Genomic DNA, 17364 nt, shown 5'->3' on the forward strand with positions numbered 1-17364 from the left:
AGACTTAAAAATTAACGTTGACGTTTTTTGTTCGTTCAGTTTTCAAAGAGCAATACTATTTATATTGTAACCTCTTATGTAAGAAGCAACTTTATTATTGTATTATATTCGTCATCAAAAGTCAAGTCCTTTTATTGAATAACTTTTCCTCTTGCTGACTTGAATTATTATATCAACATACCATAATAATTGCAAGCAGTTTTTTATACATAAAAAGTAGACCATAAAAGTAAGGCCTACTTTAGTACTTCCTCTATAAATAATTGGCGATTCTTTTCTAAATGAATAATTTCACCTGTATCGCTAATTTTTACAAGTGGTCTCGTTGGGGATTTTTCTTCTATAAAGAGTATTTCTGCAATACGATCATCAGATAACTTTACACTGCTTCCAATTGAAAAAGTCATAATTCCGGACCCAATAGCCTTCATTGCAGTAATATCATATTTTCCAAACATATCTTGAAGCATCATTTCTAACACCTTAAACGGCGATTGCTTCCGTCTGTATAGCCTGCTGCATGTCATCGCATGGAACGTATCAGCAACACCAATGATTTTAGCAAAAATATTAATTTTCTTATCTTTCTCTCCTAATGGATAGCCGCTGCCGTCTAATCTTTCATGATGCTGCAAGATGCTAATTTTTGTCGTTTCCCTTAAAAGGGAGATATTCTGAACCATTTTATACGAATAGGTCGTATGTTTTTTCATTTCCTCGAATTCTTGTTGTGTTAAAGTAGATTTTTTATTTAAAATAGCCGGTTTAATTTTTGCCATTCCAGCATCAGATAAACATCCTCCTATAGCCAGCTGAACAATGTCCCCTTTATTCATTTTAAGTTTTTTTCCTATAAACGCACTTATTAACCCAACCGCAACGGCATGTTGAAATAAATATTCATCTTGTGTTGATAGATGGTGCAAAGAGAATAATTCAGAAGGGGTTTTTTCTGACTTCTCTACTAAAGGGATCATGATATTCCTAATCTTTGAAATATCAATAGGAAGACCAGCCTGCCAATTATTAAATTCTCTTTTATACTCTCGGACACCAATTAAAAATGCATCTTCGAGACTAGCTTCCGTAATAGATGGAGGATTTTTCTGCTCAATTCCAGCATCATCCAAGTCTTCTTTTGACAGAAATGCAGAGCCATTAACCATCAAGTTGTCTACATGAACCTCTCTAATTAAAAAAGCTTTTAGTATTTCAATTAATTCATTTGTAATAACCGTCTTTTTGCTAACGATAGGGCGATTTGTCAGACTATATATATCTTCTGTTAAAATACATCCCTCTTGAAGCTCATTTATATTTACACGCATTTCTTCACACCTCAAATGTCATGAGTCCTAAATACTATTCTACTCCATTTTAATAAAAAAGAGGAACACTAAATTGTGTTCCTCCTCATTATTATTACTCCTGCTCATTATCCCCATCATCTTCAAAGTATGAATCTTGTGAATCAGCACTTTCGATTGGCTTTGTTAATTCCTCTTCTGGTTTATCCTCATCTTTTTCGACCTTCGTTACAGTAGCAACAAATTCATTTTGACTTTCATCTAAACGAATTAATCTTACCCCTTGGGTATTACGTCCCATTGTAGAAATATCGCTTACCGCCATACGAATCAGAACTCCACCAGTTGTAATTAACATTAAGTCTTCTTCCCCAGTTACTGCCCGCATAGAAACAAGATTTCCATTCTTCTCGGTTATATTACATGTCTTAATTCCTTTTCCGCCTCTTCCCTGAATACGATATTCTTCAGAAGGTGTGCGCTTGCCATAACCGTTTTTAGTGACAATTAATATTTGAGAGTTCTCCTCTAAAACTTCCATTCCGACAACTTCATCATCACCGTTTAAGCTAATTCCCTTCACTCCAGTTGCAGTACGCCCCATTGAACGAACATCAGTTTCAGGGAATCGAATAAGCAATCCGTTACTTGTTCCGATAATGATTTCCTTATTGCCGTCTGTTAAGCGAACAGAAATTAATTCATCCTCTTCTCTTAAATTTAATGCAATTAGTCCATTATTTCTAATATGTGCGAACGAACTCAGAGGGGAACGCTTGGATATTCCCATTTTTGTTGTAAAGAATAGGAACCAGTCATCGACAAATTCTTCTACTGGAATGATCGCATTCACCCATTCATCCTTCTCAATTCCAAGGAGATTGATAATGGGTATCCCTTTAGCTGTTCTGCTAAATTCAGGAATCTCATACCCTTTAGAACGATAAACTTTTCCCTTATTGGTAAAGAAAAGTATCGTATCATGGGTGCAAGTAGTAATTAAATGCTCGACAAAATCGTCTTCATTTGTTCCCATTCCTTGAATTCCACGGCCTCCGCGCTTTTGAGCACGATAGGTCGATACAGGAAGCCGTTTAATATACCCCTTATGAGTCAATGTAATGGCAATATTCTCACGCGGAATAAGGTCTTCGTCTTCAATTTGCTCGATTCCACCTGCAACAATTTCCGTGCGGCGCTCATCATTAAAACGTTCCTTAATCTCATTTAATTCTTCACGAATAATATCCAACAATTTTTCTTCATCCGCTAAAATAGCTTTAAGTTCACCAATTAGTTTAACTAGGCTAGCATACTCTTCTTCTATTTTTTCACGTTCTAATCCAGTCAAACGTTGAAGGCGCATATCAAGAATAGCCTGTGCCTGTTTTTCAGATAGATTAAACTTCGTCATTAATCCTTCACGCGCGATATCTGTTGTTTGAGAGCTTCGGATTAACGCAATAACCTCATCTAAATGATCTAGTGCAATACGCAAACCTTCTAGAATGTGAGCACGAGCTTCTGCTTTTCTTAACTCAAACTCTGTTCTGCGGCGAATGACAACCTTTTGATGGTTTAAATAATGAACTAAACATTGCTTTAAGTTTAAAACTTTAGGTTCGCCATCAACTAAAGCAAGTAAGTTAATCCCAAAACTTGTTTGCAAAGCTGTCTGCTTATATAAATTATTCAATAATACGTTAGCATTGGCATCTTTACGAACCTCTATAACAATTCTCATACCTTCGCGATCAGATTCATCTCGAAGGTCAGTAATGCCATCAATTTTTTTATCCCTAACAAGCTCAGCAATTCTTTCTATTAATTTCGCTTTGTTCACTTGATATGGAATTTCGTTAACAATAATAACTTCCTTGCCACTTGCCTTTTGCTCAATTTCTACCTTCGCTCTTAAAGTTATAGAGCCTCTTCCCGTTTCATAAGCTTTACGAATCCCGCTGCGTCCCAAAATAATACCAGCAGTTGGAAAATCTGGCCCTGGAATAATATCCATTAACTCTTGAATGGTCATTTCGGGATCCTTACTTATTGCTAAGACACCGTCAATTACTTCTCCAAGCTGATGTGGCGGTATATTCGTTGCCATCCCTACCGCAATCCCTGATGTTCCATTAACTAATAAGTTAGGAAAACGTGCAGGTAGAACAACAGGTTCCTTTTCTTCTCCATCATAGTTATCTTGATAATCAATCGTATCTTTATTTATATCTCGTAGAAGTTCCATGGAAATTTTAGACATCCGAGCTTCTGTATAACGCATAGCTGCTGCTGAGTCCCCATCAATTGAACCAAAGTTTCCATGGCCATCTACAAGCATGTATCGATAGTTAAAATCCTGTGCCATCCTTACCATTGTTTCATATACTGCTGAATCGCCATGAGGATGGTATTTACCAATAACATCCCCAACAATACGAGCTGATTTTTTGTACGGCTTATCCGAGTGCATTCCAAGGTCATGCATCGCATATAGAATACGGCGATGAACAGGCTTTAAACCGTCTCGAACATCTGGTAATGCACGAGATACAATAACACTCATCGCATAATCAAGAAATGACTCACGCATTTCAGTGCTTATATTTCTTTCTTTTATCTGAGACTTCGGAGTTTCGGCCATTTAAAGAACCTCCCTTATAAGTGAAACTTCCAGCATGTTTACATGCTTATCATTTGGCGACTGATCGCCTTCGCTTTTCTATTTGTCCAGCTGCGCCTTTTTATGTAAAACCAGGATAGAATAATCTGAAGTCTATCCTGGCATCCTATTTATATATCTAGATTTTTTACATAAAGTGCATTTTCTTCTATAAAATTACGACGTGGTTCTACCTTATCGCCCATTAATATTTCAAATGTTTCATCAGCTTCAATCGCATCTTCTAGACTCACTTGCAATAGCGTTCTTGTTTCAGGATTCATGGTTGTCTCCCAAAGCTGCCCAGGGTTCATTTCCCCCAAACCTTTATACCGCTGTACATTTGGCTTTGGCTGGCTTGGTAATCTGCTCATGATTTCCTCTAGCTGCCGGTCATTGTATGCATATTCAATTTTCTTCCCTTGCTGCACCTTATATAACGGTGGCTGGGCAATGTAAATATATCCGGCTTCAATAATTTGTCTTAGATATCGATAAAAGAAGGTTAACAATAAAGTACGAATATGAGCGCCATCGACATCCGCATCCGTCATAATGATAATTTTATGATATCTTGCTTTAGAGATATCAAAATCTTCTCCTATTCCAGTACCTGCAGCTGTAATCATCGCTCTTACTTCATTATTCGAAAGAATCCGATCCAATCTTGCTTTTTCAACATTTAAGATTTTTCCTCTTAACGGAAGAATCGCTTGGAAATGACGGTCACGGCCCTGTTTAGCTGAACCGCCTGCTGAGTCACCCTCAACGATATAAAGCTCAGATATGGAAGCATCTTTAGAAGAGCAATCCGCTAATTTTCCAGGTAAGCTTGATACTTCAAGGGCACTCTTTCTTCTTGTTAATTCACGCGCCTTCTTTGCGGCAAGCCTTGCACGTGCTGCCATCAGTCCTTTTTCTACAATTTTCCTGGCAACTGCTGGATTTTCTAGCAGGAACTTTTCTAGTGTTTCTGAAAAAATAGTATCTGTAATTGCACGAACTTCAGAATTTCCAAGCTTTGTTTTTGTTTGTCCTTCAAATTGAGGGTCAGGATGCTTAATAGAGATAATTGCAGTTAATCCTTCACGTACATCTTCTCCAGAAAGATTGGCATCACTTTCTTTAAATATTCCATTCTTCCTAGCATAATCATTAATAACTCGAGTTAACGCCGTTTTAAATCCTACTTCATGCGTTCCGCCTTCATACGTGTTGATGTTATTAGCAAAGGAATGGATATTTCCAGTGAAACCGTCATTATACTGCATGGAAACCTCAACATTTATACCGTCACGATCCCCTTCAATATAAATCGGCTCTTCATGTATAACATCCTTCGTACGATTTAAATGTTCAACGTATGACTTAATTCCACCTTCATACATATATTCACTTTTCTTATTTTCTTCACGCTTATCTTCAATCGTAATCTTTAATCCACGATTTAAGAAAGCAAGCTCACGAATACGGTTAGCAAGTGTATCATAATCATATACAGTTGTTTCCGTGAAGATTTCACTATCTGGCTTGAAGTGAGTAGTTGTCCCAGTATGATCTGTTTCACCTATTACTTTAAGATCCGCACAAGGAACTCCTCGTTCAAACTTTATATAATGTATCTTGCCATCACGGTGGACATACACTTCCAGTTCCGTAGATAGCGCATTTACTACTGATGCTCCGACACCATGTAATCCACCTGATACTTTGTATCCGCCGCCGCCAAATTTCCCTCCAGCATGCAGAACGGTCATAATAACTTCAACAGCTGGGCGACCCATTTTTTCTTGAATATCTACAGGTATTCCCCGGCCATTATCCGTTACGGTTATACTATTATCCTTTTCGATGCACACATTAATTTCTGAACAATATCCTGCTAATGCTTCGTCAATACTATTATCAACAATCTCCCATACAAGGTGATGAAGACCTTTAGCACTTGTAGAACCAATATACATTCCAGGACGCTTCCTTACTGCTTCAAGACCTTCTAACACCTGTATCTGATTCGCATCATAGGACTGTTCCTGTGCAGCCTTTTGCTCTATTGACACATCGATCACCTACACTTTCATTATGCATAACTTACAAACCAATCATCTATATAAAAGCTGACGTTTACTGTCAGGTTATTTTATTACTAGCTTCTCATTATTTAATAATTGTGGGTAACTGAATATTGCGTACGTTTTTTCAATGTTCCTGAAGCCAGTGGGGAAAAATAGACTTTCTTTGAAGTGATAACTACTGATTTAAAAGACCCTTTAGCAAGATTTACAACAGAATCATTCTGGCATTCTAAAAACTCTTCTATGTACTTAGAAGAGTTAACACTTTCTTTATCTAAAATCGCAATGATATCCCTTGAACGAACTAAAATATCTTCTCCGACATGGATATACAAACACTCACCTCATTGAATCTTAGTTATACCGCCAGCTTTAACATTAAATGCAGCTGCCTCTTTTAATGTTTGGTGATCAATTCCATCGACACTCGTTGTTGTTACAAAGGTTTGTACTTTCCCTTGTATTGTATTTAATAAATGGGACTGACGGTAGTCATCCAATTCAGAAAGAACGTCGTCAAGAAGAAGAAGCGGATACTCACCAATTTCTGAATGAATGAGTTCAATCTCTGCCAGTTTAACAGATAAAGCGGTTGTCCTTTGCTGCCCCTGTGACCCAAATGTTTGAACATCCCGGCCATTCACATAAAAAAGAAGATCATCCCGATGTGGTCCAAATAGAGTAGTTCCACGTTCTATCTCTCTATTTTTCATTTTAGCAAATTTCTCCTCATACACATTTATCATTTTCGACAATTCTAGCTGTTCTGATACATCCGCTGACGGCTTGTACTCTATTTTCAGCGTTTCAAGACCTCGGGATATGCCCTCATGGATGGGCAGCGCCCATTTCTCAAGCAACCTCAAGAATTCAAAACGCTTAGATACAATCTTCACAGCTATCTGAATAAACTGCTCTGTCAAAATTTCAAGCATTGTATGATCGGATTGTTTTTTTATTTGCATCTGTTTTAAATAATGATTACGCTGCTGTAAAGTTTTTTGGTACTGGCTGATATCATGTAAATAAACAGGGGACACCTGGCCAATTTCCATATCAATAAAACGGCGTCTTACTTGCGGACTGCCTTTTACAAGATGAAGGTCTTCGGGAGCAAACATGACAACGTTCATATTTCCTACATACTGACTTAACTTTTTCTGTTCAATATGGTTGCATTTAGCCTTTTTTCCTTTTTTGGAAATGACCAATTGCATTGGTAATGAACCATAGTTTTTTTGTATCCGTCCTTCTATTTTAGCATACTCTTGATCCCAGCGTATAAGATCTTTATCATTTGATGTTCGATGAGACTTTGCCATGGCCAATACATAGATGGATTCCATCACATTTGTTTTCCCTTGTGCATTCTCACCTAAAATAACATTCACTTTGTTTTCGAAGTGTACCTCTAACTCTTCATAATTACGATAATTTTTCAAAAGTAATTGCTCTATATGCATAGACGCTACATCCTTTTAGCTATTTAAAGCTTCGGTCAATTGCTTTTTTTGCTTCATGTTGAACTGTCTGCTGCAGGAATCATTTGTCAAATGATCTCAAAGGAACCATAATTAGGTATATCGATTTTATCTCCTTTACGAAGCTTCCTTCCTCTTCTTTGATCCTGCTCTCCATTAACGAAAACATCATATTCACTTAAAAACCACTTCGCCATTCCACCTGTTTGGATTACATCCGCAGCCTTCAGGAATTGCCCTAAGGCAATATATTCAGTATTAATTTTTATTTGCGTCATCATTTCACTCTTTCTGTATCTAAAAATAGCTTCTAATACTTTATTCTACTAAATAACTGATTAATATTCAAAGGTAACATAAATAAATGAAAAAGCTACCCGCAAACGTACGAGCAGCTTTTTCATTTATTTTTAATATGTTCGAACTGGCAAAATTAATTGGAGTATCGAATCATCATTGATTGGCCGTATGACAAACGGTCTCATTGCCCCTGTAAAACTTATCGTAATTTCTGATCCTTCTAGTGTTTTTAATGCATCCATCATAAATTTAGCACTAAAAGAAATTTTTAATTCTTCTCCTTCAATCGATTGGCTTTGAAGTTCTTCAACTACATTACCGATTTCAGGTGTATTTGAAGAAATTTCAATGATTCCATCTTGAATAGTTGTAAATTTTACAACATTATTTCTTCCTTCTCTAGCAAGCAGCGAAGCACGGTCAATAGCATGTAAGAAATCTTTTGTATTGACGACAATATTCGTCTTGCTTTCATTCGGAATTAATTTTGAAGTATCCGGATAATTGCCCTCTAATAATCTTGAGAAAAACAAGAGATTTTTTGCTTTAAATAAAACTTGGTTTTCTGTAATTACAATATCAATTAAATCGTTATTGTCATCTAAGATTTTACTTAGTTCACCTAAGCTTTTTCCTGGAATGACTACATTATAGCTATCATCCGCTTCTGTCTCAATTTTTGCTTTTCGCAATGCTAATCGATGGCTATCTGTTGCAACACAGGTTAATTCACCATTTCCAACCTTCCAGTTTACACCTGTCAAGATGGGGCGTGTTTCTGAGGTGGACACTGAGAATACTGTTTGTCTAATCATTGCCTTTAATAAATCTGTTGGGATTTTAAAGATATTTTCTTCTTTAATTTGCGGCAAATGTGGATATTCATCAGCATCCAAGCCATTTAGCTTAAATTCAGATTTTCCTGAGCGGATTACCGTTTGCAATTGATTTTCAACATGAATTTCAACTGTATCTGTAGGCAATTTTTTTACAATCTCACTAAAGAATTTTGCTTGGAGAACGATTGCTCCAGGTTGTTTAATTTCTGCAATTTCATCTTCAGCTTCTTCTTTTGGGATAAAAGATTCAATTGAAATATCTGAATCACTGCCCGTTAATGTCACTCCATCTGTTGTCGCAACAATTTTGATCCCTGTTAAAATAGGGATGGTTGTTCTGCTTGTGACAGCTTTCATTACATCTTGAACACTTTGAACTAAACGATCCCGTTGGATTATGAATCTCATTTTTTTAATCCTCCGATATATTTTTTTATGGTGTATAGTTATATATTTTCTTTTAAAAAATAATAGAAGTACTAGTAGGTCTTGTTGATATGTGGATAACTCAGTTTTTTGAATGGAAACACAGCCTATCCACATGTGGACAGACTGTGTGTAAGCGAAATAGAGTTATTCACATTATACTTTCAGAATTTCATGAATTTCACGCAGCTGTTTCTGAAATTGAGTATCTGTTTGGACAAGCTTTGATATTTTCTCATGTGCATGAATAACAGTCGTATGATCTCTTCCTCCAAATTCTTCACCAATTTTAGGCAGTGAAAAATCTGTTAATTCTCTTGATAGATACATAGCAATTTGCCGAGGAAAAGCAACTGATTTTGTTCTTTTCTTTGCCTTAAAATCCTCAAGCTTTACATTATAATGCTCTCCTACAACTCTTTGAATATCGTGGATCGTAATTACTTTCGGCTTAGAACTAGGAATGATATCTTTCAGCGCCTCTGCGGCTAGATCTGCGTTGATGTCTTTATTTATTAAAGAGGAGTAAGCGACTACTCTTATAAGTGCTCCCTCTAATTCACGGATATTTGAATCAATTTGATTAGCTATATACAGCATTACTTCATTAGGAATATCGAGTCCTTCAGCTTTAGCCTTTTTGCGAAGGATAGCAATTCTTGTTTCAAGATCTGGAGGAGTAATATCAGTGATGAGACCCCATTCAAATCGAGAACGAAGCCGATCTTCTAATGTTGGAATCTCCTTTGGCGGCCGGTCACTTGAAATAACAATTTGCTTGCTTTCTTCGTGCAATGTATTAAAAGTATGGAAGAATTCCTCTTGTGTTGATTCTTTTCCGGCTAAGAATTGAATATCATCAATTAAAAGCACATCAACTTTACGGTACTTATTTCGGAAATCAATCGCTTTATTATCACGAATAGAGTTAATAAATTCGTTTGTAAATTTTTCTGATGATAAATAAACGACCTTAGCAGATGGATTATGATCTAAAACATAGTGTCCGATCGCATGCATTAGATGTGTCTTCCCTAACCCTACACCACCATAGATAAATAAAGGGTTATAAGCCTTTGCTGGTGCTTCCGCTACAGCGAGAGAAGCAGCATGGGCAAACCTGTTACCCGAACCGATAACAAATGTATCGAATGTATTCTTCTGATTAAGCATGATCGAAGGCAGTTCTGGCTGCTCGTCTTCTTTTTTCCCCTTCTTTGGCGGATTAGGTAAATCCATATTACTTTCTGCTTGATTTTGCGGAATAATGAACTTTACTCCTAATTCTTCCCCAGTTATTTCATAGACAATTTCTGAGATCAGTTTGGAGTAACGCTCTTCAAGCCAATCACGGGCAAAATCATTTGGAACGGTAATGACTAATGTATCGCCTTGAAGGGCGTGAGCTTTTGTTGATTTCAACCATGTTTCATAGCTTGGTTTGCTGATTTTCTTTTCAATCTTAGCAAGAGCATTATTCCAAAGATCCGATATATTCTCCAACCATTGTCCCTCCTTTTGCCTTTTTTAATGCGGGCAAATTCCACATTAAAAATATAGGTTATACAAGCCGTACAACCTATATTTAATAAAACATCTTTATAGTTTATGGGTCCTGCTTTATCCTTGTTTAAACCTAGAGCTATTTAGTCTATTAAATTAGAACTAATCGAAATGAAAATGTGGAAAAATATATAATAAGGAAGTAAAGTAGGGTTTCGACAATATCCACTACCTGTGGACAATGTTTTACAAACCATTCGAATAAACTGTCCACATCATATCCACAATCTGTGGATAAAGGAGTTATACACAATAAATTATTAAGAGTGAAAACACAATTATGATAACAGATAATACTATGAGGTGCAACGGTTTTTCAGATATTATCCACAAGCATAACATATTGGGTATAAAAATTGTCCACATGATAAGATTATGTGAAAAAGCTGTCAATATGTGTTGTGGATAATGAAAAGGCTGTCGAATTTTTATCCACAAGGCGAATGGAGTAGATTCTCTTGCAGAAATTTACTTTATTAAAATATAAATTTTTGAGTGACAGAAAGCAGAAAAAAGAGTAAACTCTCCTAGTGTAGATCTTTTCAAATTTCAAAAAAGATTTTCAACTTCTATAATCAAGAGTTGACAATATTCTAGTAGCATCTTTATAATAGTTAAGACTGTCTTTAGCAGCTATTCCTCGAGGGAGGTGTCATATAATGAAAAGAACTTACCAACCAAGTAAGCGTAAGAGAAGTAAGGTTCACGGATTCCGTAGTCGTATGAGTACGCCTAATGGACGTAATGTACTTGCTCGTCGTCGTCGTAAAGGAAGAAAAGTATTATCTGCTTAGACCACTGAAACGTCAGTGGTCTTTTTTTCCATAATCATAGAAATACGTATTGGGTTAAAGGTGGTGTAAATGACGATGAAAAAACAGTATAGGGTAAAAAAAAATAAAGAATTTCAAGAGGCCTTTAAGAAAGGGAAGTCATTTGCAAATCGCCAATTTATTGTCTATTCGTTAAAAAAGCCAGAACAGGAGCATTTTCGAATTGGCCTTTCAGTCAGTAAGAAAATAGGAAATGCAGTTACACGAAATCAGATAAAAAGATATATCCGCCAGGCATTTCACGAAATGGAGAATGAAATACATAGCCAATTTGATTATATTATTATTGCTAGAAAGCCAGTAGCTGAAATGGGTTTAGAGGAAATAAAAAAAAGTCTAACCCATGTATTAAAGCTCTCTAGGGTTTTGAAAAAACAAAAATCTGGCAATAATGGACAACAGTATTTTGCCCCCAAAGAAAAATAAACTATAATTTTCTGAGCTTGCTTAATTTAAAGACAATAGCAAGTAAAGATGCTAAAATATTTGTAAGTCTGTGTTTATGCAGGGAATAAATAAATATAATTATTTTCTAAGCAGTTAGGAGGAAAAAACGTTTGAAAAAAAGAGTATTTCTGGTAATTGGATTAATTTTCGTTATCGCTCTATTATCGGGCTGTACGGAGATTAAACAGCCAATTACTTCAGAGAGTGAAGGCTTTTGGAATGAATACATAGTTTATCCGCTTTCATTGTTTATCATTAAAGTTGCAGAATTTGCAGGCGGGAGCTTTGGATTATCTATCATCCTAGTTACAATCATCATTCGCTTATTTTTGCTGCCACTCATGATTAAGCAGACGAAAAGTTCAAAAGCTATGCAGGCAATTCAACCTGAAATGCAAAAATTGAGAGAGAAATACAGCTCAAAGGATCAAAAAACACAGCAAAAGCTGCAGCAGGAAACAATGGCATTATTTCAGCAGCACGGTGTCAATCCACTAGCTGGATGTTTTCCTTTAATCATTCAAATGCCGATTTTAATTGGCTTTTATCATGCAATTACTCGTACGAGAGAAATTGCTGACCATAATTTTCTATGGTTTGATCTCGGGGCGCCAGATCCCATATATTTATTGCCGTTAATTGCAGGGGCAACTACATTTATTCAGCAGAAGATGATGATGGCTGGAACAGCGAATCAAAACCCGCAAATGGCTATGATGCTTTGGCTGATGCCGATCATGATTATTGTCTTTGCGATTAACTTCCCAGCTGCTCTATCATTATACTGGGTTGTAGGGAATATCTTTATGATTGTTCAAACGTACTTTATTAAAGGGCCGGAGCTTAAGAATGCAAAAGCAACCGGTAATGCAGGAGGAGCAAAAAAGTGAAACAAGTAACTGCTACGGGGACTACAGTCGAGGAAGCAGTAAAGTCGGCAATCGCTCAATTACAGACGACAAAAGAGCGCGTAGAGATTACGATTGTTGATGAAGGGAAAAAAGGTGTTTTCGGTATTTTTGGCGCGAGGCCAGCAATTGTGAAGGCTGTTTTGAAACAAGACCCAATTGAGGAAGCAAAGAAGTTCTTGGTAGATATTAGTGAAAAAATGGGTGCTCCGATCGAGATAGAAGTAGCGGGCGAAGGGCGGAATATCCAATTTATCCTAACTGGAGAGAAAATTGCTCTTTTAATTGGAAAAAGGGGACAAACGTTAAACTCATTACAATATTTAACACAGCTTGTTATCAATCGCTACTCAGATCAATATATAAATGTCTTGCTTGATGCAGAGGATTATCGAAAAAGACGTAACGATACCTTAACGCAATTAGCGGAACGATTAGCGCAAAAGGCGTTAAGAACGGGCCAAAATGTAGCATTAGAACCAATGCCTTCATACGAACGAAAAGTAATTCATGCTGCTCTGGCAGAAAATAAGCGAGTAAAAACATATTCTAGTGGAACCGATCCGCATCGCCATCTTGTTATCTCACCAATAAAGTAGAAAAGCGAAAGCGGCTTGGTCACCCCCAACAAGCATAAGACCAGCCGGCTGAAAGGTTGCCTATTTAACCTTTTGGACGGCTGGGCTTATGACCTCGAGGGGGTAGCCGCTGGAGCTAGACAAATAGAAAAGCGGCTTTAACTCCCAATCCATGGATTGGGAGTTTTTTTGTCTTTTTTTATTTTGTGCAATAATACTAGAAAATGAATTATCATATGGTTTTATTGTTATTCACATGTGGATAAGTTAAAATAAAGCATAATAATTTTTAAGAGATGTGGATAAAAAGAACGTAGAATGCTGATCAAACAATGCTTGTGGATAATTGCAGATATGAGGTACGCGATTCTTTTCTTAAAAATAAGCATGTGCTATTCTATTTATTTGGGATAAACGGATTTTTTGAGGCAGTAAGTGAGGTGGGTTTTAAATGGAATTTGATACAATTGCGGCTATTTCTACACCAATGGGTGAAGGAGCCATTGCCATTGTAAGATTAAGTGGTGATCAGGCCATTGCGATTGCAGATAAATTATTTAAGGGAATGGGTGGAAAAAGGTTACAAACAGTATCCTCCCATACGATTCATTATGGTCAAATTATTGACCCAAAGACGGAACAGGTAGCAGAAGAGGTAATGGTATCCGTTATGAAAGGTCCAAAAACTTTTACGAAAGAGGATGTTGTTGAACTAAATTGTCATGGGGGTATAGTCTCAGTTAATCGTGTGCTCCAGCTGCTGCTAACGAATGGGGCAAGACTTGCTGAGCCCGGAGAATTTACAAAACGGGCATTTTTAAACGGACGGATAGATTTATCGCAGGCTGAAGCAGTTATGGATTTAATTCGTGCTAAAACTGATCGTGCGATGAATTTGGCTTTAGGTCAAATGGAGGGGCGCTTATCTAAGCTTATTCAAAAGCTTCGCCAAGAAATATTAGAAACATTGGCTCACGTTGAAGTGAATATTGACTATCCTGAATATGATGATGTAGAAGAAATGTCACATCGAATGCTGTTAGAAAAGGGAACCTATGTAAAAGAGGAGATTGAAAAGCTGCTCCGGACTTCTCAGCAGGGGAAAATTTTGCGGGACGGACTTTCAACCGTAATCGTAGGGCGGCCAAATGTAGGGAAATCATCATTACTGAATAGTCTAGTGCATGAAAATAAAGCAATTGTCACGGATATTCCTGGGACGACTAGAGATGTGATTGAGGAGTATGTCAACGTTCGTGGAGTACCATTGCGATTATTAGACACGGCTGGAATTCGTGAAACGGAGGATATTGTAGAACGAATTGGTGTAGAAAGATCACGGCAAGTGTTAAAAGAAGCAGATTTGATTCTGCTCGTTCTTAATTATTCTGAGCCATTTACGAAAGAAGATGAAAATTTATTTAAAGCAGTTGAGGGCATGGATGTGATCGTGATTGTTAATAAAACAGACTTACCTCAAGTCATTGATATGGAACAAGTCCAAGAGCTTTCAAAAAATCACAAGCTTGTAACGACATCATTATTAGAAGATAAAGGCGTAGATGAATTAGAGGAAGCAATCGCTTCATTATTTTTTGAAGGATCGATTGAAGCAGGGGATTTGACTTATGTATCTAACACCCGCCATATTGCCCTTCTTAATCAAGCATTGCATTCAATTGAAGAAGCGATACAGGCAGTTGAAATGGGAACACCAATAGATATTGTTCAAATTGACTTAACAAGAACATGGGAAATACTTGGTGAAATTATCGGAGATAGTGTTCATGAGAGTCTTATTGACCAGCTGTTTTCGCAATTTTGTTTAGGTAAATAAAAGTCAATTTCTAAAGGATCGTTATTTTAAAATAGATTGATGTTTGATGTTTGAAAAAGGCTAAGTTGAATGGAGAGGATGGTGCAAGACTCCTGCCCACCCCGCGGAATTCAACCTCTGCCAATTAAGGATTAATTAGCTACAATGTTTACGAAAATAGATAAAATAAAAGAAGTAATGAAGGAGGCAGCATCATGCCATATGAAGCAGGAAATTATGATGTCATCGTTGTCGGCGCAGGTCATGCAGGCTGTGAGGCTGGCCTTGCATCAGCACGTCTAGGTGCAAAGACATTAGTTGTGACAATCAATTTAGATATGATTGCCTTTATGCCGTGTAATCCATCAGTCGGCGGACCGGCTAAAGGAATCGTTGTTCGGGAAATAGACGCACTAGGCGGAGAAATGGGGAAAGTAATCGATAAAACCCATATTCAAATGCGAATGCTGAATACAGGAAAAGGTCCAGCTGTCCGCGCTTTAAGGGCACAAGCAGATAAATTCATGTATCAGCACGAAATGAAGAAAATTCTTGAAGAAGAAGAGAACTTGACACTTATTCAAGGAATGGTCGAAAGATTAATTGTGGAAGATGGTGTTTGCAAAGGTGTAGTAACTCAAACTGGCGCAGTCTATACCTCTAAAACAGTCATTATTACAACAGGTACTTTCCTAAGAGGAGAAATCATTTTAGGGGAATTGAAATATTCAAGCGGTCCGAATAATCAACAGCCTTCTATTAAGCTCTCTGAGCACCTTGAGGAACTTGGTTTTGATTTAGTCCGCTTTAAAACAGGTACACCTCCTCGGGTAAACAGTCATACGATTGATTATAGCAAAACAGAAATCCAGCCTGGGGATGAAACACCAAGAGCTTTTTCATATGAGACTACAAAGTATATTACAGATCAGCTGCCTTGCTGGTTAACATATACGAGTGAAGAAACTCATCAAATTATTAATAGCAATCTTCATCGGTCGCCAATGTACTCTGGAATGATTCAAGGAAAAGGTCCGCGCTATTGTCCATCAATTGAGGATAAGGTGGTTCGTTTCAACGATAAGCCACGTCATCAGATTTTCTTGGAGCCAGAAGGAAGAAATACACAGGAAGTATATGTTCAGGGGCTTTCTACAAGCTTACCTGAGGAAGTTCAGCATCGTCTAATTAGAAGTGTACCTGGCTTAGAAAATGCGCAAATGATGCGTGCAGGATACGCCATTGAATACGATGCAATTGTGCCAACACAGCTATGGCCAACATTAGAAACAAAAAAGGTAACAAACTTATTTACTGCCGGTCAAATTAATGGCACGTCTGGTTATGAAGAAGCTGCTGGACAAGGTTTAATGGCTGGAATTAATGCTGGTTTAAAGGCGCTAGGAAGAGAAAAAGTTATTTTAGGCCGTTCTGATGCCTATATTGGGGTGATGATTGATGACCTCATCACAAAAGGAACATCTGAACCGTACCGCTTGCTCACATCACGTGCAGAATATCGTTTATTGCTGCGTCATGATAATGCAGATTTACGCTTAACAGAGCTTGGCTATTCAATTGGTCTTATTAAGGAAGAACGATACCAAAAATTCATGGCAAAAAAGCAGTCAATTGAAGGAGAAATTAATAGACTTCAAAAAACGATCATTAAGCCGTCTGCTGACGTTCAAGAATTGATTCACAGTTTGGGCGGAAGTGAACTAAAGGATGGGATTCGGGCTTCTGATCTGTTAAAGAGAACTGAAATGACGTATAAGCATATTCAGAAACTTGTTCCTCATGAAGAGATGCTTGATGCGGATGTAGAAGAGCAAGTAGAAATTCAAATTAAATATGAGGGGTATATTGAAAAATCCCTTCAGCAAGTTGAACGTTTAAAAAAGATGGAAGATAAGAAAATTCCAGAGAATATCGATTATGATGCCATTAATGGGCTTGCAACCGAAGCGAAACATAATTTAAAAGAAGTTCGGCCTTTATCTATTGCACAAGCTTCAAGAATTTCTGGTGTAAATCCAGCAGATATATCAATTTTGCTGATTTATATTGAGCAAGGGCGGATCGCAAGAGTTTCAAACGAATAGAGTGACATTTGGAAAGGACTTGGC

At 37.2% G+C, this 17364-nt stretch carries 14 protein-coding genes; 6 read left to right on the forward strand and 8 right to left on the reverse strand.

Annotation, left to right across the window (positions count from 1 at the left end):
• Positions 1-236: 236 nt before the first annotated feature.
• The 8 genes from RUH74_RS19555 to dnaA all read right to left on the reverse strand — a co-directional run bounded on the left by RUH74_RS19555 (position 237) and on the right by dnaA (position 10593).
• Positions 237-1328: an HD-GYP domain-containing protein gene (locus RUH74_RS19555; protein WP_313803079.1), complete on the reverse strand. Its 1092-nt coding sequence runs from the start codon at positions 1326-1328 to the stop codon at positions 237-239.
• 94 nt (positions 1329-1422) lie between these two features.
• The gene (gene gyrA / locus RUH74_RS19560) at positions 1423-3951 is read right to left on the reverse strand and encodes a DNA gyrase subunit A (RefSeq protein ID WP_313803081.1); all 2529 of its coding nucleotides are present in this window, start codon (positions 3949-3951) and stop codon (positions 1423-1425) included.
• A 149-nt stretch (positions 3952-4100) separates the two neighbouring features.
• The gene (gene gyrB, locus RUH74_RS19565; RefSeq protein WP_313803135.1) at positions 4101-6023 is read right to left on the reverse strand and encodes a DNA topoisomerase (ATP-hydrolyzing) subunit B; all 1923 of its coding nucleotides are present in this window, start codon (positions 6021-6023) and stop codon (positions 4101-4103) included.
• A gap of 107 nt (positions 6024-6130) precedes the next feature.
• Positions 6131-6379, reverse strand: coding sequence for an extracellular matrix regulator RemB (gene remB / locus RUH74_RS19570; RefSeq protein ID WP_313803083.1), 249 nt, complete (start codon positions 6377-6379; stop codon positions 6131-6133).
• A 9-nt stretch (positions 6380-6388) separates the two neighbouring features.
• Complete coding sequence (gene recF, locus RUH74_RS19575; protein WP_313803085.1) at positions 6389-7507, reverse strand: DNA replication/repair protein RecF; 1119 nt, start codon at positions 7505-7507, stop codon at positions 6389-6391.
• Positions 7508-7593: 86 nt separating this feature from the next.
• Positions 7594-7806: a S4 domain-containing protein YaaA gene (yaaA, locus tag RUH74_RS19580; protein WP_313803087.1), complete on the reverse strand. Its 213-nt coding sequence runs from the start codon at positions 7804-7806 to the stop codon at positions 7594-7596.
• Between the two features lie 129 nt (positions 7807-7935).
• On the reverse strand, positions 7936-9072 hold the full coding sequence (gene dnaN / locus RUH74_RS19585) for a DNA polymerase III subunit beta (RefSeq protein ID WP_313803089.1): 1137 nt from the start codon (positions 9070-9072) through the stop codon (positions 7936-7938).
• A 174-nt stretch (positions 9073-9246) separates the two neighbouring features.
• Positions 9247-10593: a chromosomal replication initiator protein DnaA gene (gene dnaA / locus RUH74_RS19590; RefSeq protein ID WP_313803091.1), complete on the reverse strand. Its 1347-nt coding sequence runs from the start codon at positions 10591-10593 to the stop codon at positions 9247-9249.
• Between the two features lie 719 nt (positions 10594-11312).
• On the opposite strand from dnaA, the gene rpmH reads away from it, so the two are divergent.
• The 6 genes from rpmH to mnmG all read left to right on the forward strand — a co-directional run bounded on the left by rpmH (position 11313) and on the right by mnmG (position 17340).
• Positions 11313-11447 carry a 50S ribosomal protein L34 gene (gene rpmH / locus RUH74_RS19595; RefSeq protein WP_053478303.1) on the forward strand — a complete coding sequence of 45 codons (135 nt, stop codon included), beginning with the start codon at positions 11313-11315 and terminating at the stop codon, positions 11445-11447.
• Between the two features lie 75 nt (positions 11448-11522).
• Complete coding sequence (gene rnpA / locus RUH74_RS19600; RefSeq protein ID WP_313803137.1) at positions 11523-11912, forward strand: ribonuclease P protein component; 390 nt, start codon at positions 11523-11525, stop codon at positions 11910-11912.
• Between the two features lie 131 nt (positions 11913-12043).
• Complete coding sequence (gene spoIIIJ / locus RUH74_RS19605; RefSeq protein WP_053478304.1) at positions 12044-12823, forward strand: YidC family membrane integrase SpoIIIJ; 780 nt, start codon at positions 12044-12046, stop codon at positions 12821-12823.
• Entirely contained in the window at positions 12820-13440 is a 621-nt protein-coding gene (jag, locus tag RUH74_RS19610; RefSeq protein ID WP_313803095.1) for an RNA-binding cell elongation regulator Jag/EloR, read from the forward strand. Before spoIIIJ ends, jag begins: the two co-directional genes overlap by 4 nt.
• Before the next feature lie 430 nt (positions 13441-13870).
• A complete protein-coding gene (gene mnmE / locus RUH74_RS19615) occupies positions 13871-15256 on the forward strand; it encodes a tRNA uridine-5-carboxymethylaminomethyl(34) synthesis GTPase MnmE (RefSeq protein WP_313803097.1) in 1386 nt (461 codons plus the stop codon).
• A gap of 194 nt (positions 15257-15450) precedes the next feature.
• Positions 15451-17340, forward strand: coding sequence for a tRNA uridine-5-carboxymethylaminomethyl(34) synthesis enzyme MnmG (gene mnmG / locus RUH74_RS19620; protein WP_313803099.1), 1890 nt, complete (start codon positions 15451-15453; stop codon positions 17338-17340).
• Positions 17341-17364 lie beyond the last annotated feature (24 nt).

The organism is Cytobacillus sp. (assembly GCF_032154635.1).
Classification (GTDB): domain Bacteria; phylum Bacillota; class Bacilli; order Bacillales; family Cytobacillaceae; genus Cytobacillus.